At 32.3% G+C, this 21,366-nt stretch carries 21 protein-coding genes and 1 tRNA gene; 8 read left to right on the top strand and 14 right to left on the bottom strand.

What is annotated here, in order from left to right; genetic code table 11:
* Window positions 1-37 precede the first annotated feature (37 nt).
* The 4 genes from J7574_RS17015 to J7574_RS17000 all read right to left on the bottom strand — a co-directional run bounded on the left by J7574_RS17015 (window position 38) and on the right by J7574_RS17000 (window position 3,686).
* Window positions 38-634 carry a SprT-like domain-containing protein gene (locus tag J7574_RS17015; RefSeq protein ID WP_290971263.1) on the bottom strand — a complete coding sequence of 199 codons (597 nt, stop codon included), beginning with the start codon at window positions 632-634 and terminating at the stop codon, window positions 38-40.
* Between the two features lie 80 nt (window positions 635-714).
* Complete coding sequence (locus tag J7574_RS17010) at window positions 715-1,392, bottom strand: SDR family oxidoreductase (protein ID WP_290971260.1); 678 nt, start codon at window positions 1,390-1,392, stop codon at window positions 715-717.
* A gap of 35 nt (window positions 1,393-1,427) precedes the next feature.
* A complete protein-coding gene (locus tag J7574_RS17005; protein ID WP_290971257.1) occupies window positions 1,428-2,405 on the bottom strand; it encodes a M20/M25/M40 family metallo-hydrolase in 978 nt (325 codons plus the stop codon).
* Between the two features lie 138 nt (window positions 2,406-2,543).
* Window positions 2,544-3,686: an acyl-CoA dehydrogenase gene (locus J7574_RS17000; protein WP_290971254.1), complete on the bottom strand. Its 1,143-nt coding sequence runs from the start codon at window positions 3,684-3,686 to the stop codon at window positions 2,544-2,546.
* Window positions 3,687-4,181: 495 nt separating this feature from the next.
* On the opposite strand from J7574_RS17000, the gene J7574_RS16995 reads away from it, so the two are divergent.
* The 3 genes from J7574_RS16995 to J7574_RS16985 all read left to right on the top strand — a co-directional run bounded on the left by J7574_RS16995 (window position 4,182) and on the right by J7574_RS16985 (window position 7,280).
* Window positions 4,182-4,757: a chalcone isomerase family protein gene (locus J7574_RS16995; protein ID WP_290971251.1), complete on the top strand. Its 576-nt coding sequence runs from the start codon at window positions 4,182-4,184 to the stop codon at window positions 4,755-4,757.
* 142 nt (window positions 4,758-4,899) lie between these two features.
* The gene (locus J7574_RS16990) at window positions 4,900-6,126 is read left to right on the top strand and encodes a Glu/Leu/Phe/Val dehydrogenase dimerization domain-containing protein (protein ID WP_290971248.1); all 1,227 of its coding nucleotides are present in this window, start codon (window positions 4,900-4,902) and stop codon (window positions 6,124-6,126) included.
* A gap of 248 nt (window positions 6,127-6,374) precedes the next feature.
* Window positions 6,375-7,280: an energy transducer TonB gene (locus J7574_RS16985; protein ID WP_290971245.1), complete on the top strand. Its 906-nt coding sequence runs from the start codon at window positions 6,375-6,377 to the stop codon at window positions 7,278-7,280.
* A 299-nt stretch (window positions 7,281-7,579) separates the two neighbouring features.
* Here the strand turns inward: J7574_RS16985 and J7574_RS16980 are convergent, their stop codons facing one another.
* Together J7574_RS16980 and J7574_RS16975 are read right to left on the bottom strand one after the other, a co-directional pair.
* Window positions 7,580-7,975 carry a biopolymer transporter ExbD gene (locus tag J7574_RS16980; protein ID WP_008464192.1) on the bottom strand — a complete coding sequence of 132 codons (396 nt, stop codon included), beginning with the start codon at window positions 7,973-7,975 and terminating at the stop codon, window positions 7,580-7,582.
* A gap of 3 nt (window positions 7,976-7,978) precedes the next feature.
* Entirely contained in the window at window positions 7,979-8,674 is a 696-nt protein-coding gene (locus J7574_RS16975) for a MotA/TolQ/ExbB proton channel family protein (RefSeq protein WP_290971238.1), read from the bottom strand.
* 130 nt (window positions 8,675-8,804) lie between these two features.
* Here J7574_RS16975 and J7574_RS16970 point away from each other — a divergent pair, with 130 nt between their 5' ends.
* Both J7574_RS16970 and J7574_RS16965 read left to right on the top strand, forming a co-directional pair.
* Entirely contained in the window at window positions 8,805-10,031 is a 1,227-nt protein-coding gene (locus tag J7574_RS16970) for a folylpolyglutamate synthase/dihydrofolate synthase family protein (protein ID WP_290971235.1), read from the top strand.
* Between the two features lie 178 nt (window positions 10,032-10,209).
* Window positions 10,210-10,287: transfer RNA gene (locus tag J7574_RS16965), tRNA-Val, on the top strand.
* A 193-nt stretch (window positions 10,288-10,480) separates the two neighbouring features.
* Here the strand turns inward: J7574_RS16965 and J7574_RS16960 are convergent.
* Window positions 10,481-10,840, bottom strand: a complete 360-nt coding sequence (locus J7574_RS16960) for a MerR family transcriptional regulator (protein WP_290971232.1) — start codon at window positions 10,838-10,840, stop codon at window positions 10,481-10,483.
* A gap of 189 nt (window positions 10,841-11,029) precedes the next feature.
* On the opposite strand from J7574_RS16960, the gene J7574_RS16955 reads away from it, so the two are divergent.
* Window positions 11,030-11,623 (top strand): hypothetical protein, encoded by a 594-nt coding sequence (locus tag J7574_RS16955; RefSeq protein WP_290971229.1) that lies wholly within the window; start codon window positions 11,030-11,032, stop codon window positions 11,621-11,623.
* A gap of 34 nt (window positions 11,624-11,657) precedes the next feature.
* Window positions 11,658-12,221 (top strand): nucleoside monophosphate kinase, encoded by a 564-nt coding sequence (locus tag J7574_RS16950; protein ID WP_290971225.1) that lies wholly within the window; start codon window positions 11,658-11,660, stop codon window positions 12,219-12,221.
* 89 nt (window positions 12,222-12,310) lie between these two features.
* Here the strand turns inward: J7574_RS16950 and J7574_RS16945 are convergent, their stop codons facing one another.
* The 4 genes from J7574_RS16945 to J7574_RS16930 form a co-directional block, all read right to left on the bottom strand.
* Complete coding sequence (locus J7574_RS16945; protein ID WP_290971222.1) at window positions 12,311-13,873, bottom strand: serine hydrolase; 1,563 nt, start codon at window positions 13,871-13,873, stop codon at window positions 12,311-12,313.
* A complete protein-coding gene (locus J7574_RS16940) occupies window positions 13,870-15,246 on the bottom strand; it encodes a hypothetical protein (protein WP_290971220.1) in 1,377 nt (458 codons plus the stop codon). The genes J7574_RS16945 and J7574_RS16940 overlap by 4 nt, the downstream gene beginning before the upstream one ends.
* A gap of 146 nt (window positions 15,247-15,392) precedes the next feature.
* Window positions 15,393-16,448: a hypothetical protein gene (locus J7574_RS16935; RefSeq protein WP_290971217.1), complete on the bottom strand. Its 1,056-nt coding sequence runs from the start codon at window positions 16,446-16,448 to the stop codon at window positions 15,393-15,395.
* Window positions 16,449-16,628: 180 nt separating this feature from the next.
* Entirely contained in the window at window positions 16,629-17,726 is a 1,098-nt protein-coding gene (locus J7574_RS16930; RefSeq protein ID WP_290971214.1) for an acyltransferase, read from the bottom strand.
* Between the two features lie 332 nt (window positions 17,727-18,058).
* On the opposite strand from J7574_RS16930, the gene J7574_RS16925 reads away from it, so the two are divergent.
* A complete protein-coding gene (locus tag J7574_RS16925) occupies window positions 18,059-18,949 on the top strand; it encodes a DMT family transporter (protein WP_290971212.1) in 891 nt (296 codons plus the stop codon).
* A 64-nt stretch (window positions 18,950-19,013) separates the two neighbouring features.
* Here J7574_RS16925 and J7574_RS16920 read toward each other — a convergent pair whose 3' ends face one another.
* From J7574_RS16920 to J7574_RS16910, 3 genes are all read right to left on the bottom strand, one after another.
* Window positions 19,014-19,607: a DUF1801 domain-containing protein gene (locus J7574_RS16920; protein WP_290971209.1), complete on the bottom strand. Its 594-nt coding sequence runs from the start codon at window positions 19,605-19,607 to the stop codon at window positions 19,014-19,016.
* A gap of 62 nt (window positions 19,608-19,669) precedes the next feature.
* A complete protein-coding gene (locus J7574_RS16915; RefSeq protein ID WP_290971206.1) occupies window positions 19,670-20,479 on the bottom strand; it encodes a UDP-N-acetylglucosamine O-acyltransferase in 810 nt (269 codons plus the stop codon).
* A 63-nt stretch (window positions 20,480-20,542) separates the two neighbouring features.
* Entirely contained in the window at window positions 20,543-21,106 is a 564-nt protein-coding gene (locus J7574_RS16910; RefSeq protein ID WP_290971203.1) for a Crp/Fnr family transcriptional regulator, read from the bottom strand.
* Window positions 21,107-21,366: the final 260 nt, after the last annotated feature.

Genomic DNA, 21,366 nt, shown 5'->3' with positions numbered 1-21,366 from the left:
TTCCTTATTGGAATTTGGAATTTAAATATTGGAATTTTTAATGTATTAATTCCACTTCCGCATTCGGATTAAAAAGATATGTTTTTCCTGAGCTTATTTCAATACATTCAAAACGTTTTGTACGAACGGCCAATTTCTTAAAAACTTTTCCGTTTTTGATCCTAAAAACACTTCCATACGGAATTTCAAAAACATAATTCTTATCACTATCCTTGTCGTATTGTTTTAGAGCCAAAGACAATGTTGTATCGGTATCGCTACTTGCAGAAGGATTCTTAAAATGTCTCGCCAATAAAGGCAAAATATGTCCCGGAAATATTTCTGGCCTAATAAACGGAACCATCAAACGCTGAAAAGTAAACTTCCACTCATTTCCGTGCGGTTTTATATTTCGTCCAAACTTTTCAAAAGCAACCAAATGTGCAATTTCATGAATCAGCGTAATTAAAAACCGATACTTATTCAAACTTGCATTAACCGTAATTTCGTGCTTACCACTTGGCCCGCGTCTATAATCACCATGACGTGTCTGACGCTCGTTTACAATTTTCAAGTGCACCTGATTGGCCACTATCAAATCGAAAACGGGTTTTACCGCGTGTTCAGGAATGTATTTAGCTAAAGTTTCGCTCAATTTAAGTTAGATGTTATTTGTAAAAAGTTAGATGTCTTCTGCAATCAATTGGAATTTGGAATTTTAATATTGAAATTTAATTACGGATTAGTAGACGAAACTTCAAGCACTTTTCCGTTAAAATATTTATTTCCGTTAAGCGTAAAATCATAAATATAAGTTGCCATTCCTTCGGCCGAAATTGGCGCTTGATATCCTGGAAAAGCTTCATTCAGCATTTCAGTTTGAACAGAACCTAAGGCCAAGACATTAAACGAAACTCCTTTTTCTTTATATTCTTCAGCTAATAATTCTGTCAAAGTAATTACAGCACCTTTGCTCGAACTATACGCTGCTAATCCAGCAAATTTCAAACTTCCGCGAACGCCGCCAATTGAACTAATTGTAACAACATGACTTCCTTTTTCTAAGTACGGAATACAAATACGAGTTAGATTAGCAACTGCAAAAACATTCACTTTATAAATATTTTCAAAATCTGCTTGTGTAGTTTGCTCAAAAGGTTTCCAAATTAAAGCTCCGGCATTATGAACCACTGCATCTACTTTTTTCCAAGTTGAAGAAAGAAAATTTTCCACTTGATCCAAAGCCGATTCATCTGCCAAATCAACAGACAAACAAGTTACATTTTGATGCTCTAAAAGTGTTTGCGGTATTTTTCTGGAAATGGCCAAAACCTGATGACCAGCCTCAGCAAATTTCAAGGCTAATTCGTAACCAATTCCTCTGCTTGTTCCTGTAACAATAATATTTTTCATGTCGCAAAAATAATCAAATGCTGTAAAACAGCCTCTTATTTGTTCATCGTTATTTCTTGAGTTGGCGAAACTGCAATTTTGGTCACAGCAGGCAATAATTCTTGAGTGAATGCTGTAATATGCGGAATATCCATCACTTTAAATTCATCTGAAACATGGTGATAGAAATCAAAATTTTCGAAGTCAAAAGTACTTATAGATTGACACGGTTTTTTGAAAGCATCATAAAATGAATAATTATCTGAGCGATAGAACAATTGATACTCCGCCTCTTTTGGCAAAAATCCGATGGTGTTTTTTCCTGTGTATTCGTTTATTTTTTGCGCCATATTTGATTTGTCAAAGCCAGTAATATAAGCTAAGTAATCTCTTTTCATCGGAACACCAATCATTTCAATATTCAATTGCGTATAAAGATTAAAATTTTGCTTTTTCAATTTCTGAACTAAACTTTTAGAACCTAACAAGCCTTTTTCTTCTCCAGCAAAAAAGACAACTAGTATACTGCGTTTGTTTGCTTTAGTTTCGTTAAAATACTTTGCCATTGCTGCTACAGAAGTTACTCCTGAAGCATCATCATTGGCACCGTTATTAATTTTATCAGGCTGCTCTTTTTTTTCGATACCAATGTGATCGTAATGCGCGCTCAATACCACAAATTCTTTTTTAAGTTCTGGATCTGTCCCTTCAATAACTCCAACAATATTAAAAGCTGGAGAATCAAAATTGGTTAAGGTATCTCTATAGGTTTTAAAATAAGGTTTAATTTTATTTTTCTTTAAAAAGTCTTCCAAGAAAACTGCCGCTTTTTCAATTCCTTTAGTTCCTGTTTCACGACCTTCCATTTCATCAGAAGAAAGATATTTCAGAAAATCTGATATTTCATTTTCTTTTACTTTATAAGTAATTTCAATTGGTTTCGAATCTGCTTTTGTTTCTTTATCATTTGCAGTTGTTGTTCCCGATTTACAGGCTAAAAATACAAATGGAAGTAAAAAATATAGTTTTCTCATGTTTCTTGTTGGTTTATTGATGATTGAAATTAAAATATCACTTGAAGCTATAAACTTATGAAAAGTAATAGAATATTCATAAAAAAACCCTTTCGTCTTTTAGTTCGAAAGGGTTTAAAATCAAATTCTAAATTTTATTTATCCAGCAATCACTGCTCTAGAAATTACGATTTTCTGAATTTCAGAAGTTCCTTCGTAAATCTGAGTAATTTTTGCGTCGCGCATTAAACGTTCTACATGATATTCTTTTACATATCCGTTTCCACCGTGAATTTGAACCGCTTCTACCGCTGTATCCATTGCCACTTGCGAAGCAAAAAGTTTTGCCATAGCTCCACTCACATCATAGTTTTTATGCTGATCTTTATCCCAAGCCGCTTTCATACATAGATGACGAGCCGCTTCGATGTTTACAGCCATGTCTGCCAATTTGAAAGCAATTGCCTGATGATTGCAAATCTCTGTTCCAAAAGCTTTACGCTCTTTAGAATATTTTAAAGCCAATTCGTAAGCACCAGAAGCAATTCCTAAAGCTTGAGAAGCAATACCAATTCTACCACCAGCAAGAGTTTTCATGGCAAATTTAAATCCGAAACCATCCTCACCGATTCTGTTTTCTTTCGGAACTTTCACATCAGAGAACATTAAAGAATGCGTATCAGACCCACGGATTCCCATTTTTTGTTCTTTTGGACCAACTGAAAAACCTGGCATATCTTTAGTCATAATCAAAGCATTGATTCCTTTGTGCTTTAATTCTGGATGTGTTTGTGCAATTACTAAATATACAGAAGCTGTATTACCATTTGTAATCCAGTTTTTTGTACCATTAACCAAATAATGGTCTCCCATATCAACCGCAGTTGTTTTTTGAGAAGTTGCATCACTTCCTGCCTCAGGTTCACTTAAACAGAATGCACCATGAATTTGGCCAGAAGCCAAACCTGGCAAATATTTTTGTTTTTGTTCTTCAGTTCCATATTCTTGAAGTCCCCAGCAAACCAATGAATTGTTTACCGACATTACAACAGAAGCAGAGGCATCTATTTTAGAAATTTCTTCCATTGCAATCACATAAGAAACAGCGTCTAGCCCGCTTCCTCCGTATTTAGGATCAACCATCATTCCCATAAATCCAAGCTCACCCATTTTTTTGATTTGCTCAGTTGGAAAAATTTGTTTTTCGTCACGTTCAATAACTCCCGGCAATAATTCATTTTGAGCAAAATCTCTTGCTGCCTGCTGAATCATTAAATGTTCTTCGGTAAGATTAAAATCCATAGTAGTTTACTTTAAATGTTTTTCTCAACCAGATTTCAAACAGATTTCTTTAGTTGATGTTTTTATGTTTTTTTGTGATTTTTGGGTGCCTTTAATTTTTAATGCAAAGGTTTCCAAAGATACTTTTTAAAAGTTTAAATTACAATGCATGCATATAAATTTAGTAGATCAGCAAAGATTACGATAACGTTTTCGTTATTATTTAACTTTTTTTTCAAAAGAGCATTAATTTGACAACAAATTCTCTAAAATATCTGCTTGAAAAAATTGAGTTCTAAAGCATATTTTAATCTAAAAAAAGTCATTTTTCATCATCGGAAAAATTAAACAATTCTTAAAACCAGTAAAAGTACGTAAACCTACTCTTACTAAATTGATTGTTAATGCAATACAAAAATAAAAGATCAAATTTTGAATAAAAAAACATTCCCAATATGACCCAAATATTAATAAATTACTATTATTTTTGCCCTAAAAATAAAAAATTGATAGAATATGAAAAAGATTTTACTTTTACTAACAGTCTTGTTAAGCTTGCAATTTTCGACTGTTTCTGCTCAAACGCAAATTGAAGTAAATGGGGTAAGCGTACCAAGAAAAATAGACTTTCAAGGAAAAGCATTACAACTAAATGGTGCGGGCGGCAGATCTAAAATGTGGTTGGAAGTTTATGTACAAGCACTGTACTTATCTCAGTTAACCCAAGATCCTCAATTTATTATAGACAGTGATACTGAAATGGCTGTTAGAATTGAAATCACTTCTTCTATGGTTTCTTCCAATAAGCTAACAAAAGCCATGAATACAGGTTTTGAAAAATCTGCAGGAGCAAATCTAGAACAATTACGCCCAAGAATTGAACAGTTAAAAAGCTTTTTAAGTGATGCTATTACAGAGAAAGATGTGTTTGTTTTGGCTTACAACCCTTTAGATCAAAATGTTTATGTGAGTAAAAATGAAGTTTTGAAAGGGAAAATTCCTGGATTTGATTTCAAAAAAGCATTATTCGGAATCTGGCTTTCTGACAAACCAGTAGACGAAACTTTGAAAAAACACTTATTAGGACAATAAGTCTTAATTTTTTGAATATACCGAAAGCCGAAAACGGAATAGTTTTCGGCTTTTCTTTTTTGTTTTATAAATTTGATGCAAAATACATTATTCGCATTATTCTATTTTATACATTTACGCAAAATAAACATATCTCAACAAAATGAAAGATTTATTACAACAATTTGAAAACAAAGCACCTGAAATTGTTTTCAATTGGAAAGATTCAGAAACAGAAGCCGAAGGGTGGACTGTTATCAATTCACTTCGTGGAGGAGCTGCGGGTGGAGGAACAAGAATGAGAAAAGGCTTAGACATGAACGAAGTTTTGTCATTGGCCAAAACAATGGAAGTTAAATTCTCTGTTTCAGGCCCTGCTATTGGCGGAGCTAAATCTGGAATAAATTTTGATCCAAACGATCCTCGCAAAAAAGGTGTTTTACAACGTTGGTACAAAGCTGTTTCTCCGTTATTGAAAAGCTATTACGGAACTGGAGGAGATTTGAATGTTGATGAGATTCACGAAGTTATTCCAATGACAGAAGAATGTGGTGTATGGCATCCGCAGGAAGGAGTTTTCAACGGACACTTTAGACCAACAGAGGCTGACAAAATCAATAGAATTGGTCAGTTACGTCAAGGCGTAATTAAAGTGATCGAAAACCCAAAATTCTCACCAGACGTAACTAGAAAATATACTGTTGCCGATATGATTACCGGTTATGGCGTTGCAGAAGCTGTTCGTCATTTCTATGCAACTTACGGCGGAGACATTAAAGGCAAAAAAGCAATCGTTCAAGGTTTCGGAAATGTTGGTTCTGCAGCAGCTTTCTATTTAGCTGAAATGGGAGCAAAAGTAATCGGAATTATTGATCGCGATGGCGGATTAATTAAGGAAGAAGGTTTTTCTTTTGAAGAAATCAGAACGTTGTTCTTAAATAAAGACGGAAACAAATTGGTTACAGATAATATGATTCCGTTTGAAGAAATCAATTCTAAAATCTGGACAATTGGTGCTGAGATTTTCACGCCTTGTGCCGCTTCAAGATTGGTAACTCAAGCCCAAATCGACAGCTTAATCGCAAACGGATTGGAAGTAATTTCATGCGGAGCAAATGTTCCTTTTGCTGACAAAGAAATTTTCTTTGGTTCTATCATGGAGCAGGTCGATCAAAAAGTAAGCTTGATTCCAGACTTTATTTCAAACTGCGGAATGGCGAGAGTTTTTGCTTATTTCATGGAGAAAAAAGTTCAAATGACAGATGAGGCTATTTTTAACGATACATCAGAAACGATTAAAAATGCAATCGTAAAAGCTCACGCTTTAAGTGCATCAAAAACAAATATTAGTGCAACTGCTTTTGAAATTGCTTTGAAACAGTTGGTGTAATTATAAAAATATTCAATTCTAAATGAGTCAAATTAGTTTTTGGCTCATTTTTTTTTATTGCAAAGATTTTTACCGCAAAGCACGCAAAGATTTACGCAAAGTAAACCTTTGCGAACTTTGCGTTATAATTAATTTAAAAAAACTCTTACCGCGCTTTGCGGTTAAATTATCGACAGCACTTTCATTCTAAACAATTTTTACTACTTTTAAACGTTTTTAAAATAATACATTTCAAAATTCACAATTTAATGAGTTCTTCCATTTCTTCAGATAAAAGGAAATCGTTACTATTTACAACTGCAATATATTTGGTAATCATTGCATTGCTTTTTTTTATACGCTTTTGGCCTCCTTATAATCCTGAAAACAATGTCGCTCTTGCAGATGGCGGAGGTGGCGGTGGAGGCGTAACTATAAACTTTGGAGATAGTGATTTAGGTTCTGGAGCCAATTATAAAAGCGAAGTTCTGAATGTAAAAAACAATGTAAAGCAAGTTCCTGCAAAAGCAACTCACGAAGAGGAAGCTATTATTTCTCAAGAAAACACAACTGCTGATAATGATGTTGTTATTCCGACGAAAGAAAAGCCTAAAAAACCTGTTCCTGTTGAGAAACCGGTACAAAAACCTGTACCAGAAAAACCAAAAGTTTCTAACTCGACAAACGATGCTTTGGCCAGCATTATGAAAGGTTCTAATAAAGGTGGCGACGGAGACGATAAAGCTTCAGGAAACAAAGGAAAATCTAACGGAAGTTTAAACTCTAATGGTTATTACGGAAGCGGTGGATCTGGCGGAGGAACCGGAGGCGGTAACGGGACTGGAAATGGTATTGGTACCGGAAGCGGCTACGGAGCTGGAAGCGGTGGAGGTTCTGGAGGTGGATCTGGATATTCTTTAGGCAACAGAAAAGCACTTTCTAAACCTGCTCCAAAATATACTTGCAATGAAGAAGGAAAAGTTGTGGTAGAAGTAAGCGTTGACCAAAACGGAAAAACGATAAGCGCAACTCCTGGAATAAAAGGAACAACCAATACTGCAAAGTGCTTGTTAGATCAAGCAAGAATTGCAGCCATGAATACAAAATGGGAGTCTGATAGTGATGCTCCTGCCAAACAAGTTGGAAAAATTATTTACAACTTTAGTTTGGATTAAAATACAAATTTCACAGATTTACACTAAAATCTTATCTTATACAAAAGGCTTTCATAAATGAAAGCCTTTTTTCTTTTCGTCTAGTTTGTCATTGCGAGGGACGAAGCAATCACATTTAGTTGCTCATCATAGTGTGATTGCTTCGTCCCTCGCAATGACGCAGATTACGTATGCTCGCGTGAGGGATAGGAGCTGGCTACCGAAGTAGCGCGGATAGCCCGACCGCAATAAAAAAATGGGCGTATCAACGTTTTGCTGATTGGCCCATTTTTTTATTGTGGTCACGCCCAAATATAAATCTATTTTGGACTTGTGGCAATTACAAATTTCAGATTGTTCTTTACTCCTATTTGTAAAACATCTACTAAGTCTTGAACTTGCAGATTAAACGGAATTCGAACTACAACGGTTTGTTCTTTATCTGTTCCTATTTTTGACATTAAACTCGTTTCTAGATTTTCAAAATCTACTTCTTGTTTGTCAATGTAGAACTTTTTATCTTCTGTAACCGATAAACTGATTAATTGTTTATTGGTCTTTTCATTCGCTTTAGCTTTTGGCAAAGTCATCTTAATCACATTCGGATTTGCCAGTGTTGAGATAATCAAGAAAAACAACAGCAGGAAAAACATAATGTCACTCAAAGATGAAGTCGCAACTTCGGCGTGAAATCTTCTTTTTCTTTTAATAGACATGGCTTATGCTCTTTGAATTATATTGACAAATTCTAAAATCTGTTTCTGAATTTTTAAAGCAAAATTATCAATCTTTCCGTTCAATAAGTGATACGCACTATAGGCAATAATACCCACAATTAATCCAGATCCAGAACTGATCATTTTTTCGTATAAACCTCCAGAAATATTTCCGATACTAATATTTTCGGTAACCGAAATGCTATAGAAAATTTTAATAACTCCTGAAATTGTTCCGATGAAACCTAAAGTTGGCGCAATACCTGCAATAAGTCCAAGATGGCCTAAATGCCTTTCCATTTCGCCAATTTCGATATCGGCAGCACGGTCCATGTTGGCTTCAATTTCAGAAATTGGTCTTCCGATAACCAAAACTCCTTCTTTTAAAATATTACCCGCTGCAGTGTTATTCCTTTCTACGATTGTTCGTGCCAATTCGATATTTCCAGAATGTAGTTTTTCGCCAATATCCTGCATTAATCGACTGTCAATTTTAGACGCACGATTAATGTACATATAACGTTCAAAAATTAGGTAAATAGTATAAAACAATAAAATCGCGATCGGAATTAAGAAAACTCCCCCTTTCATGATGAACCCAAACATTGAAATTTCATTTTGCGGTGCTGCAATCTTTTCGACCACTACATTTGAAGCATTTGCGATTGTATCTGTTTGTAACTGGATAAAACTAAACATATATTAATTCTGGTTTTTAATAATTAATTCTAAAAAATATTTGAAATTTGCAATAAAGATAATTTTCGCTGTAATATTAAACTACAAAAATCGAAATTTATTTCAATCAACAACCATTTTATCTAAACAAATGAACTATCAAGAGACTACCAATTGGATGTTTAATCAGTTACCAATGTATCAATTGCAAGGTGCTTCTGCATATAAAGAAGATTTAACGAATATTAAATTATTGGCAGCTCATCTTGACAATCCGCAAGCGGAACTGAAATGCATACACGTTGCGGGAACAAACGGAAAAGGTTCTACTTCGCACATGCTTTCTTCTGTTCTTCAAGAAGCGGGCTACAAAGTGGGCTTGTACACTTCGCCTCACCTTAAAGATTTTAGAGAAAGAATTAAAATAAACGGAAAGGAAATTTCGGAAGAGTTTGTTATTGAATTTGTAGCGAAACACAAAGATTTTTTTGAAGCCAATGATATGAGTTTCTTCGAAATGTCGGTTGGATTGGCATTTGATTATTTTGCTACTGAAAAAGTAGATATTGCGATTATCGAAGTTGGTCTAGGCGGAAGATTGGACGCAACGAATATTATAACGCCACTGGTCTCAGTAATTACCAATATTGGTTTGGATCATACGCAGTTTTTAGGAAATACATTGGAAGCAATTGCAGGCGAAAAAGCAGGAATTATCAAACCGAATATTCCTGTTGTGATTGGCGAATATACCGATGAAACTAAACCCGTATTTTTGGCTAAAGCCGAAGCGAACAACGCCTCTATTTATTTTGCCTCAGATTTAATTGATCAGATTTATTTGTCTGACTTGATTGGAGATTATCAGTTTCATAATAAAAAGACCGTTCAGCAGACGATTGCAATTCTTAATAATGAAACCGATTTTAAAATTTCGATCGAGCAATTGAAAGAAGGTTTACTAAATGTTGTAAAAAATACAGGTTTACAAGGCAGATGGCAACAGTTGGGAGAAAATCCGAAAATCATTTGCGACACGGCACACAACAAGCACGGATTATCGGTTGTGATGAATCAATTGAAAAATGAAAAATTCGAAAACTTACATATTGTTTTGGGTGTTGTAAATGATAAAGATTTGGATTCTATTCTGCCATTATTTCCAAAAGAGGCACAATATTACTTCTGCAGTCCGAATTCGTCGAGAGGTCTTCCTGCTGAAACTTTAAAAAATGCCTCTGAAAATTTCGGTTTGAAAGGAGAAAAATACAATTCTGTTGAAATTGCTTTCGCGGAAGCAAAGAAAAATGCCTCAGAAAATGATTTTATTTACATTGGCGGGAGCACTTTTGTCGTTGCCGAATTGCCTTTGGACTAAAAATATACTTTTGATCTATAAAAAACTTAAAAAAATCATTTTAATAACAAATTCATAAACAGAGAGATAAAAACTATTTTTAAAAAAGTTTTACTTTTTCTTCAAAATTCTTTGCAGAACTCAAAAACTAGCGTATATTTGCACTCGCAATCACAAACGATAGCAGCCTAATAAAATAGGGCGATTAGCTCAGCTGGTTCAGAGCACCTCGTTTACACCGAGGGGGTCGGGGGTTCGAACCCCTCATCGCCCACCAAAAGACTCCTTAAGAAATTAAGGAGTTTTTTTTATGTCTATTTTTTTCAGTACATTTTAAATCAGTTCAATTAAAACACAAAATTTCAAGGAACGAGAAATCTCACTCGAAAATCAACAAAGATTTAGAAAGTATTCTGGAGAATTCCCTCGAAATGACAAAACTTCTAAAAGATCAATTACAAAATCTGTTATCAATCATTATTTTGTATTTTATCACATATTTTTTCAAGAAGATTTTTAGTCTGCTTAAAATATCTCATTTTATCGTCAATCTCTTTTATTTTGGCTTGAAAAAGTTCCAATGTTTCTGGTTTAGATTCCGTACTTTCAAACCAACTAGTCAATATCTTTTTTATTTCTGCTAAAGAAAAACCAACTTCTCTTGCTTCCATAATAATTTCCAAACGCTCAATAGTATTATTGTCGTAATGTTTGTAATTGTTCGATTTTACACTTTCATCAGTCAATCCTTTGATCATTCCTAAATTTTCGTAATATCTAATCGTATGAATTGAAAGTCCCGTTTTTTTTGATAGTTCGTTTACAAGCATAGTTTTAATTTTTAAATAAAAACAATAAAGCATAGAGTATAGTCTATACTTATATGTTACAAATATAGTAATTGTTTTTGCTTTTAAAGCTTTTTAACACTTGAAATATATTAGAAATGAAGAAGATTATCCATAAATTGAACTATATTTATTTGCAATACATACCTATTCAAAAAAACATGCATTACAATGAATATATTTCGAAAAACTAAATTCTCATCTTTAATCGAAGCTTCTAAAAATCCTAAAAATTGCAAGAAGCTGACACTACGATTTTATGATGAGAACTTAAAAAATAAAGGCGAAATATTTTCAGAATTTATAAATCTCGAAATATTAGAAATGCAAGCTGATCCATCTATTTATTATTTAGATGATTTTGAATTTCCGAATGAAATTGGAAATCTAAAAAAACTTAAGAAAGTTTCGTTTCTAAACTTTCCTTTAAAGACTTTTCCTGAGTGGATTTCTAAATTAAAATCTTTGCAACACCTAATGGTTCGAGGAAATGATATCGAAACAATTCCAGATTCAATCTCTCAATTAGAAAAATTAAAAACGCTTCGAATTGAAAATTGTCCTTTATCTAAAATTCCAGAAACACTCGATCAAATGCAAAATTTACGAATTTTAGGACTTTCTGACACAAAACTCACAGACTTAAATCCGAATTTATTTCCATACCATTTGAAAGAAATTAATTTTAGCGGTACTGGAATATACAATCGTGAAGATTTAGAGCATCTAAAAACGAAGATGACAAAGACCAAAATATATCCTTAAATTTGAGAATCATAACCAATCGAAAATAGCCGAAATGGAAATATTAATAATAACAGGCCCGCCCTATTCTGGAAAAGGTACGCAATGCGAAATTTTAAAAGAAGAGTTACAATTTGAGCATATTTCAACAGGCGACAGATGCCGCTTGGAAAAACAAAACGGAACAGAAATCGGAAAAATAATGTCTCAATATGAAGAAAAAGGAGATTTAGTCCCTGATTCTATCATGAAAGATCTTTTCAGCAAAATATTGGACGAAAATATAAATGCCAAAGGAATCATTTTAGACGGTTATCCAAGAACAGAACCACAAGTAAATGATTTATTGGAACTTGTTAAATCTAAAAATCTGGAAATTGGAAAAGTAATTAATATTGATGTTCCAAAAGAAGAACTTTTAAAAAGAGCTAAAAAAAGAGCCGAAACCTCTAATCGAAAAGACGACAAAGATGTCAATATTCATCTTAAAAGAATTGAAGTTTTTGAAAGTTCAACCAGACCTGCAATTGAATACATGAAATCAAAAATTAAAGTTTTGACTTTTGACGGAATGGGTACAATTGAAGAAATAACAAAAAGAATTCAAGACAGTTTGTAAAATTATTCAATTATAACTTTATAAAATTCAATAAAAAACTCCATTATTTCTAATGGAGTTTTTTTTATTCTAAACTGATTGATTCTTTGTTATTTAATTCTTACTAGATCTAAATCTTGAAAGTCAAAACTAAAATCGATGTTTGGAGAAATACCTTTCATTTTAATAGATTGAGCTTTACCATTTTCATCTAGAGAAAACATTGCTAATGCATCACAATTCATTGCTTGATATTCCCATTTTATTGCAAATGTATTGGCATTGTAAAAAGCCATTGGACCGTTTAATTTAGGCGAACGGTACGATTTAAACCATAATTGCTTATTTTTTTCAAACACTTCAATTTCACCAAACCATTTATCAGTATAAAGACCTATAAAATCTTCATTTTTTATTTTTACATTTTTTGAAAGTTTTACTTTTTCCCAAACTTTTTTAGTTACGTCATCGCCTTTATTTCTATCTTCATTCAACCATTCTACTAATTTATCAGTCCATCCAAAATCATCTAAACCTAAATAGCTATCAGAAATAGTATTACTGACTGCCGTAAAAAGTCCCCCTCCACCATTTTCGGTATTAGTTAAAATTACAATACCTAAATTCAAATCTGGATACAGGGTTACAATAGAAAGCATTCCAGGCAAACCTCCAGTATGCGATACTTTTAGATTTCCTTTTTCGTCTGATAATTGCCACCCTAAACCATAGCCATTAAAATGAGAATTGTATCTTGGATCCTGATCTGTTTGCTGAACAGTATGTATTCTCCACATTTCATTATGATTTTTTATTGAAAAAAGAGACGTTTTCAAATCTGGTCCGTATTGACCTTTATTCAAACGAACTATCATCCATTTCGCCATATCCTCTGCATTAGAAAATATACCGCCCGCAGCGACACTAAGTTCATCTTTAAACCCGTCAACTTTCTTTATAGTTCCAGATTCAGACGAATGTGAAACTGCAAAATTAGATTGGTCCTTTATTAATGTACTTCCAACGAAAGTGTTATTCATTTGTAAAGGATTAACAATTCTTCTTTGTACAAATTCTGCATAACTCATACCACTTGTTCTTGCAATTACTTCACCTGCTACGATATAAAGTAAATTATCATAATCCCATTTTGTTCTAAAAGCCGAAACAGGCTTAAAATACTGAAAGTTTGTCAAGACATCTTTAATCGTAAAATTATTGCCATCAGGAAAAAACATCAAATCGCCCGCGCCTAATCCTAATCCGCTGCGATGAGTAACCAAATCTTGAATATTAAAATTCTCCGTTACATAATCATTGTACATTTTAAATTCAGGGATAAAATCTTTTACTTTATCTGTCCACTTTAATTTTCCTTCTTCTTCTAAAATAGAAAGTGCAGCCGTTGTAAATGCTTTACTATTTGAGGCAATTTGAAAATTTGTGCTTTCATTTACTGCTTTTTTTGTTTCAATAGAACTAACTCCGTAACCTTTTAAATGAATTATTTTGCCATCTTTAACAATCGCAATTGCTGCTCCTGCCACTTTAAATTTTGCTAATGCGGATTCCATCAAAGCATCAACTTGTGGCGATGTTAATTGACCAAATGCTGTTGCAGACGAAAAACAAATACAAATAACTGATAATAAACAACTTTTTACTTTTTTCATTTTATTAATTTGATTAAGGTTTCTAGATTAGATTTTTTCTGGTTTAATATAATTAGCTGGCTTTTATCGCCAAGAAGAATTTTTTCTGTAAATTCTTTATCTGGATTTGCTTTCCAGTTCTTCAATTCTTTAAACTTATCTTTTAAAAGCTTAATCTTCCCTTTGCTATCTTTTGAGATAATTACCATTTTTGTTAGCGGAGTATTCTGCATTTTTTCAATACTAGTTTCTGTAATTTGATCTTCGTATTCTGTTCTGGAACGATAGCGAAACATTTTATTTATGGTATTGAAATCTTTTTCATTTTCTGTAATCACATAGAGATACGTCATTATGTTATCCATTTCATTTATCCAATCTGGAAAATTGGTTTCATAAAGCTGAATGTACTGATCTATAAAATTCTTATCAATCGGCTTTTTCTGTTCAATATATTCTTTGGTTAACGGATAAATATGTCTTGCCATTAGATTGATATATTTATTATTGTACCAATCTCCTTCATCGACTTTACCATCCAATTTTTCGTAGACATAACCATTGCCCAATACAGTTGCCAAAACTTCGTTTAATAATTGGTAAGCGTAGTTGCTGCATTTTGATTTGTTTTCTTTAAAATAAGCATCGATTGCCGTTTTAACTTCAAGCGATTGCTCATCATAAACGATATGATACGTTTCGTGCATCATTACACTAAACAAATCTTTATGCGATTTTAAATCGGTTTGAATGGCACTGACGAAATTGTTGCAAAATGCAGAAGCTGTAAATCCTTTTGAATTAGGCAGCGGATAAAAAGCCGCTTCAAACGGAATTGAATTATCCCAACTTGAATTATAAAATAGTAATCCTGTTTTAAAGTAATCTTCAATGTGATGTTCTTGAGAATATTTAATGATTTCGTCCAATTGTTTTCCAAATTGTTCTTTATTCGGATTATAAATCAGCTCGTTATAAATTGGAGTAAATTCTGAAATGCATTCACCCAAATTACTCAAGGTTTTATTTGGAATCATGCCGGCAGAACGAAGTTTGAAATCATTGAGATTATCTGTTTCAATCAAATTCTTTTTTAACATATCCTGCGTCTGCATGGTTTTCTTTGAACCATAGGGAAAATCTTCAAAACGAAAACTATAGGAAATAGACAATTGATCAAATTTTGAGATCAAGCTTTTGTACTTCTCATTATTATATTTTGATTTTTGAAATTCTGTCTTAAAAACATTATCGGAATAATAATCAGATAAATTCTGCAAGAAAACAAAAACTGCCAGCTGCTCCGAATATTTGATTTTAAAAGAAGGGTTTTGTCCGAATGCATGAACAGCTAAAAAGAGAAATATATACTTAATTACATTATTAATTTTCAAGTTCTATTATTTTTGGTTAGTAAAATTTTGTAAGATTAAAAGGCTAATATAGTATGTTTCCAAATACGAAGAACCTTATTAACTTAGAGAGAACAAAAAACCTCCAAAATAAATCTTGGAGGTTTTCTTTTTGTCAATTATAGAACTTATCTCAATTTTGTTAGTGCTTTAGAGTTTCTTAATAAAAACACATATTGAAAATAATCATTTGCTGAAGCATCTTTCAAAGGAACAATGTTTTCACCAAAAGCTCTCGATTTTACGGTTACTAAGTTTTGCGATTTCAAATATGGAGAATTCTTAGCACTAAGTTTGAAAAGAGTAATGGCATTTGGTTTGCTTAATTCTTTTAAATCATTTATTCCTTTTACCAACATTAATGGCCCATCGGCATTCATCCAATCTACTTTTTCATCTTTTGGGGTTGGAAATTGAGGATTTTTAGGAAGATACATCTCACTGTCAATCGTATAACTAACTAAACTTGTAACTTTAGTTCCAGATTCTTTTAATCCTTGTGCGAAAGTTTCTCTACCTGATTCTGTTTTCTTTTGAAGAGTATGAAAAAATCCAAAAAGTCCGTAAAACTTTTCGTTTTCAATATTCATTTTTTTGATAGTATTTTTGAAGTTAGCAGCCATTGCAACATCTCTTGAGCCTTTAGATTGATCATCAAAGTTTTTATCAATTCCAATAACTGTAATCTTTAAAGAGTCAGCTAAGTTTTGATTGTAATCATAAACTGAACTCCATTTATCAAATAATTCCTGGCTAGATTGCTGCGGAATTCTCTGTTTGATAGTTTCGACAACTTCTTTCAAAGCTGTTACATTTTTTTGTTTTCCAAGCAAAAAGGAATTTAATCTTTTAGCAACCAAGCTATCCATCTCAGCAATGTAGTATTTCACTCCAGCCTTCTTATTCAAAAAGAAAAGCATCTCTTTATCTATAGCTTGGTTGTCTGCATAACCATGAATTTCTCCCAACAAGAAAACTTGTGATTTATAAAAATCTGCATCAAACAATTTCCCGTCTATTGAACCCGAAACTTGAACATTATTTTTTGACAGATAACTAATGTTCTCTTCATTTTTAGACTCTAAAAACATTCTATTACTGATATATAAATAAGTAACAAATATTATAGCAATAGTAAAAAGGGTAATAAATGTAATTTTGGCGATTTTTAAAATTTTCTTCATGGTTCTGGTTATATTTATTTTGATGTAAAAGTATTTTTCTCACACAAAACAATCAATTCTTATTGACTGAATTGTTGTTTCTTCATGACGAATTGTTTTTATGCTAAATGCCCATCAATTTGAACAAATAAAAAAACTCCATTATTTCTAATAGAGTTTTTTATTGCTTTGATTTTATTTTTATTGTCTCTCCAATTTTTCTTTTCTTTTGATATTCAAATAATTTCTCAGTGGAATATCATAAAACACCATTACCACATAAGCAAATCCAACTAGCAGAAAAACCGAAGTTATAACAATAAAAGTTAATTGTCCCGTGTCTGGTTTATAATTGGTGTAATAATTTCCAAACATCCATAAAACTGCGTAATGTGTCATGTATAGCGGATAAGAGATTTTTCCAGAGAAAACACATGCCTTTTTCAGTCCTGGCTTTAAGATAGCTCCAGCTCCCAAAGAAATTAGTAACGGAAAATACAACAAGACAACTAAAGGTTCTGAGATCCAATTCCATTCTGAAAAAGGCATAATAAAAGCCAACAATAACAAAATCGTCAATCCGCCAAAGCCAAGTTTGTTTTTAATAATCCAATTGGATCGATAGATGAGTAATCCTGCCAAAAAAGAATAAGAAATTCTAGCACAACCGTCCCAAAAAGTTGGACCACTCCAGCCTCCTATTAAATTACCAGAACTATATCCTACATAACAAATTGCTACTGCAGAAAGAAAAGTTAAAATCACCAAATAGCTTCGTGCAATTCTATAAAGCACAAACGCATACACAATATTGGCAATATATTCCCAAAACAGGGACCACGCTGGCGCATTGAAACTAAACAAATTAAATCCGCGATCGGCAATTACTGGAAACGGAATAAGAAATAATGAACAGATAAATGTCAAAATAATTTTTCTGGTGCTGTATAATTCCAAATGACTTCCAAACGGATCAAATAAAAAAGCCAGCAATCCTAATATGGATCCCGCTACAACCAACGGATGCAATCTTATAATTCTAGATATAAAGAAATTACGAAGACCCATTTTAGCAATACGATCATCATAAGCATATCCAATTACAAATCCCGAAAGGCAAAAGAAAAAATCGACAGCCAAAAATCCATGCCCAATAAAATTCTGACTTGGATCGGTAAAAATCCATTCCATAAAATGAAACACCACAACGGCAAAAGCTGCAATGCCTCTTAATCCATCTAAAATTTCAAAATGCTGTTTGGTTTCAAGAATTGTGGCAGGCGATTGATAAGTATTCATTAATTATTGAATTGGTGATTTGGTATCGATGCAAGTTCTACAAATTAATATTCAAATCAAAATTAGAATTATTCAATTCAGCTACTAGATAAACTTAAATTTGGCATTTAAATAACTTTTTAAACTTTCTAATTCTGGATTCTTTTAATAAGTTTGCTAAAATCAAATTTTATCATGAGCTTAAAAGGTTGTCTTCCTCCTCCAGTAAATTAATAATACGTTTTTAGTATTGACACCGACTGATCGCACTCAGTCCGATTTGTTGTGTCTATACCTCAATTCAATTATTAATATTCTAAATATATCCTTCAAAAAAGGATAGACAACTTTTTATGAAAAAATCTTATCTAATACTGCATACTGCAGTTTTACTTGCTGGTTTTACTGGCGTTTTTGGAAAACTTATTTCTCTTAATGAAATTACCCTAGTTTGGTACAGAGTGTTTTTTGCTTCGATTATTCTACTTTTCATTTTAAAAATATACAATATTAAAATGCTGAAGTCCTTTTCTGAAGCAGCAAAAATCTCTAAAGCAGGAGTTCTTATTACTATTCACTGGATTTTTTTCTATGCCAGCATTAAATATTCCAACATATCAATTGGTGTAATATGTTATTGCTTGACAAGTTTTTTTACTGCTTATTTTGAACCTATTCTCAACAAAAAAAGATTCAATCTGGTTCAGGTTTTATTAAGTATGTTAACTTTAATAGGGATAAGTCTAATTTTCCATTTTGATTCTTCTTACCAATTTGGAATTTTACTTGGTGTAATTTCTTCTGCGTTTGCTGCTCTGTACACCATTTACAACGAAAGGTTGGTTCAATTTTACGATAGCAAACTGATTAATTTTTATCAGATGCTAGGCGGAACTTTAACATTAGGAATCGCTCTGCCATTCTATTTTTATAATTTTCCAAACCAGTCTTTCATTCCGAACCTAACAGACCTTTTCTATTTATTACTATTAGCTTCATGTTGCACCGTTGCTCTTTATGTAATGTTTGCAGAATCACTTAAAAAGATTCCAGCATTTACTATAAACTTAACATTCAACTTGGAACCAATATATTCTATAATATTAGCCTTCTTATTTTTTAACGAAGGACAATCTGTCAATTTCTCTTTTTATACAGGAATTGGTTTGGTTATGACTTCCGTTTTATTTCAGTCAGTAATTTCTATTCGAAAGAAAGACACAATCGAACAGCAAATTTCTTAGCTTGTAAAACAAAAAAAACTCCTTTTTCTTAAAAGGAGTTTTTCTTCTTATACTATAAAATGTTTTAATCGTTCAATCCTTTCCCATCTAAAATTCTAGGAATATTTTTTTCTACTCGAGCCTCTCTCGTTTTAGATTGTTTTGGTTGAGAAAAATGAAGCAAATAAGCACGTTGTCTTCCAGGAGTCAAAGCATAAAAAGCCTTTTTAAAATCTACATCGGCATCAAACTTATTCTGAAGTTCTTCGGCAATTTCAAATTCAGAAACTTTTTTCAATTCTACTTTTTGCCCTGATTTCTCAATTTCAGCCGCTTCAAAAATATACTTCTTTAGAATTTCTTTCTTCGCTAAAATATCTTGAACATTAGTAAATCGAACCTGACGCGCCGCCTGCACATTTTCTGACTGCTGAATTAATATTTTATCTGGATCCTTCATTAAAGCTCCCTTAAAAAACAAAAAAGCACAATACTCCTTAAATGCATGAATTAAAACAATGTTCGCTCCATCAAAAGTATAACATGGGCTTCCCCACTTTAATTCTTCAACTAAATGACAATCTAAAGCAATCTCTCTTAATTTTCCTAGCTCAGATTTCCATTTTTCTGCCTTTTCGAAATAAAAATCGACTTTAGAATTTGCGCTATATGCTGTCATGATAAATTCATTTAAAAAAACATTCTTTTTGAATATATGAATTTAGAAACTATTTCGTACAATTACAACTCAAATCCTTTAATAATTCCTCTTTTTGATGATTTCACAAAGTTTAAAATTTTATCTCGCTCAACCGTATCTTGAAATTTTTCAGCAATTGATTCCAAAGCAAACTTAGTATTTCTCTTTTCTTGAAATAAAACACGATATATCGCTCGAAGTTCATCAATTTTATCAGAATTAAATCCTTTTCTTTTTAAACCAACCGTATTTACTCCAGCGAATCGTAAAGGTTCGTGAGCGGCAACAATATAAGGCGGAACATCTTTAACTACTCGACTCAAACCACTAATCATGGCATGTTCGCCAATAACAGAAAACTGATGTATTGCCGTAAGTCCGCTTATATTAGCCCAATCCTCGACAATTACTTCTCCAGCAATTCCAACACTAAATCCTATAATACAATTATTTCCTATTATACAATTATTTCCTATTATACAATTATTTCCTATTATACAATCGTGCCCAATATGAGCATTTGACATAATTAGATTAGAATTTCCAATACAAGTTTTACCTTTAGAGATTGTCCCTTTGTTAATAGTTACAAACTCTCTAATTATATTATTATCTCCAATTTCTAGAAGAGTATATTCTCCCTTATATTTTAAATCCTGCGGTATCCCACCCAGAACTGCATTAGAATGGATTTGGCAATTTTTACCAATTCTCGATCCGCTCAAAATCGTTACATTATTTCCAATCTGTGTATTATTACCAATAATAACATCATGTTCAATAGTAACACCATTTCCTACAGAAATGTTATTACCCAAAATGGCATTTTTATGAATAAAAGTATCTTTCAATTTTTATAACTTTAATTAGCTACAAAAATTGAAAAACTTTAAATAATTTTTATTGATGTAATATCAAATAATTGATGCTCGAATTCTGCTCAGAGTTTCTTGGCTAACTCCAATTAACGAAGCAATATGCTTTAATTTAGCTTTTTTAACAATTTGAGGGAATGACTCTAAAAGAAATAAGTATTTTTTCTCTGCAGTCATTAAACGAAATAAATGATTAAACTCATTTATTTTAGAAAGATAATATCGAAGTTGCTTAATATGAAACTTCACAAACAAAGGATACTCCAACAAAGCCTGTTCATCTGCATAAGATAAGGCATACACAATCGTTTCCTCGCAAGTTTGGAAATTCTCGAATGAAGGTTTCTGCTCAAAAAAACTACTCATCGAAGTTATAAATTGATTATCGGTATAAATCCACTTCGTAACTTCATCTCCGTCTTCAATACAAAATCTTCTAACAGTACCTGATTTGACAAAATAGATTTTATCGCAAATCTTACCTTCTTGCACAAGAAACTCACCTTTTTTAAAAGTTTCCTCTACAAAACTTTTTCTAATGGCGGATTCCGTCTCTAAATCTAATTCCTGAAAACTATTTATAATCTGAATTAGCTTTTCCATCTATTTTTTTTAACTTCATAACAGATCAAAAATAAAACTTAATTAAGACAAAAACTAAGTCCAACAGATAAACTGCAAATTCAATCTCGATTTTGCTATATTTTTTAGGCATTTTAAAGCTCTATTTCTAAAAAGAAGAAGGACAAATGTCATAAATAAAAACAATCTCTTTAAAATAGATTAATTAAACTGACAAGGCATACTCTTGAACTTAAATTCGAAAACCTGTATAAAACAGAAAACCCCATCCGGATTGGATA

Origin of the sequence: Flavobacterium sp. (assembly GCF_017744675.1) — a bacterium.
GTDB lineage: Bacteria > Bacteroidota > Bacteroidia > Flavobacteriales > Flavobacteriaceae > Flavobacterium.
This window is presented reverse-complemented; position numbering and strand designations above follow the sequence as displayed.

Coding starts and splice junctions, on each gene's coding strand:
- J7574_RS16910 (WP_290971203.1), bottom strand. CDS start 21,106: ATGGAAAAGCTAATTCAGATTATAAATAGTTTTCAGGAATTAGATTTA.
- J7574_RS16975 (WP_290971238.1), bottom strand. CDS start 8,674: ATGTTTAGTTTTATCCAGTTACAAACAGATACAATCGCAAATGCTTCA.
- J7574_RS16935 (WP_290971217.1), bottom strand. CDS start 16,448: ATGAAGAAAATTTTAAAAATCGCCAAAATTACATTTATTACCCTTTTT.
- J7574_RS16925 (WP_290971212.1), top strand. CDS start 18,059: ATGAAAAAATCTTATCTAATACTGCATACTGCAGTTTTACTTGCTGGT.
- J7574_RS16950 (WP_290971225.1), top strand. CDS start 11,658: ATGGAAATATTAATAATAACAGGCCCGCCCTATTCTGGAAAAGGTACG.
- J7574_RS16990 (WP_290971248.1), top strand. CDS start 4,900: ATGAAAGATTTATTACAACAATTTGAAAACAAAGCACCTGAAATTGTT.
- J7574_RS16980 (WP_008464192.1), bottom strand. CDS start 7,975: ATGTCTATTAAAAGAAAAAGAAGATTTCACGCCGAAGTTGCGACTTCA.
- J7574_RS16960 (WP_290971232.1), bottom strand. CDS start 10,840: ATGCTTGTAAACGAACTATCAAAAAAAACGGGACTTTCAATTCATACG.
- J7574_RS17010 (WP_290971260.1), bottom strand. CDS start 1,392: ATGAAAAATATTATTGTTACAGGAACAAGCAGAGGAATTGGTTACGAA.
- J7574_RS16995 (WP_290971251.1), top strand. CDS start 4,182: ATGAAAAAGATTTTACTTTTACTAACAGTCTTGTTAAGCTTGCAATTT.
- J7574_RS16970 (WP_290971235.1), top strand. CDS start 8,805: ATGAACTATCAAGAGACTACCAATTGGATGTTTAATCAGTTACCAATG.
- J7574_RS16930 (WP_290971214.1), bottom strand. CDS start 17,726: ATGAATACTTATCAATCGCCTGCCACAATTCTTGAAACCAAACAGCAT.
- J7574_RS17000 (WP_290971254.1), bottom strand. CDS start 3,686: ATGGATTTTAATCTTACCGAAGAACATTTAATGATTCAGCAGGCAGCA.
- J7574_RS16985 (WP_290971245.1), top strand. CDS start 6,375: ATGAGTTCTTCCATTTCTTCAGATAAAAGGAAATCGTTACTATTTACA.
- J7574_RS16945 (WP_290971222.1), bottom strand. CDS start 13,873: ATGAAAAAAGTAAAAAGTTGTTTATTATCAGTTATTTGTATTTGTTTT.
- J7574_RS16955 (WP_290971229.1), top strand. CDS start 11,030: ATGAATATATTTCGAAAAACTAAATTCTCATCTTTAATCGAAGCTTCT.
- J7574_RS17005 (WP_290971257.1), bottom strand. CDS start 2,405: ATGAGAAAACTATATTTTTTACTTCCATTTGTATTTTTAGCCTGTAAA.
- J7574_RS16920 (WP_290971209.1), bottom strand. CDS start 19,607: ATGACAGCATATAGCGCAAATTCTAAAGTCGATTTTTATTTCGAAAAG.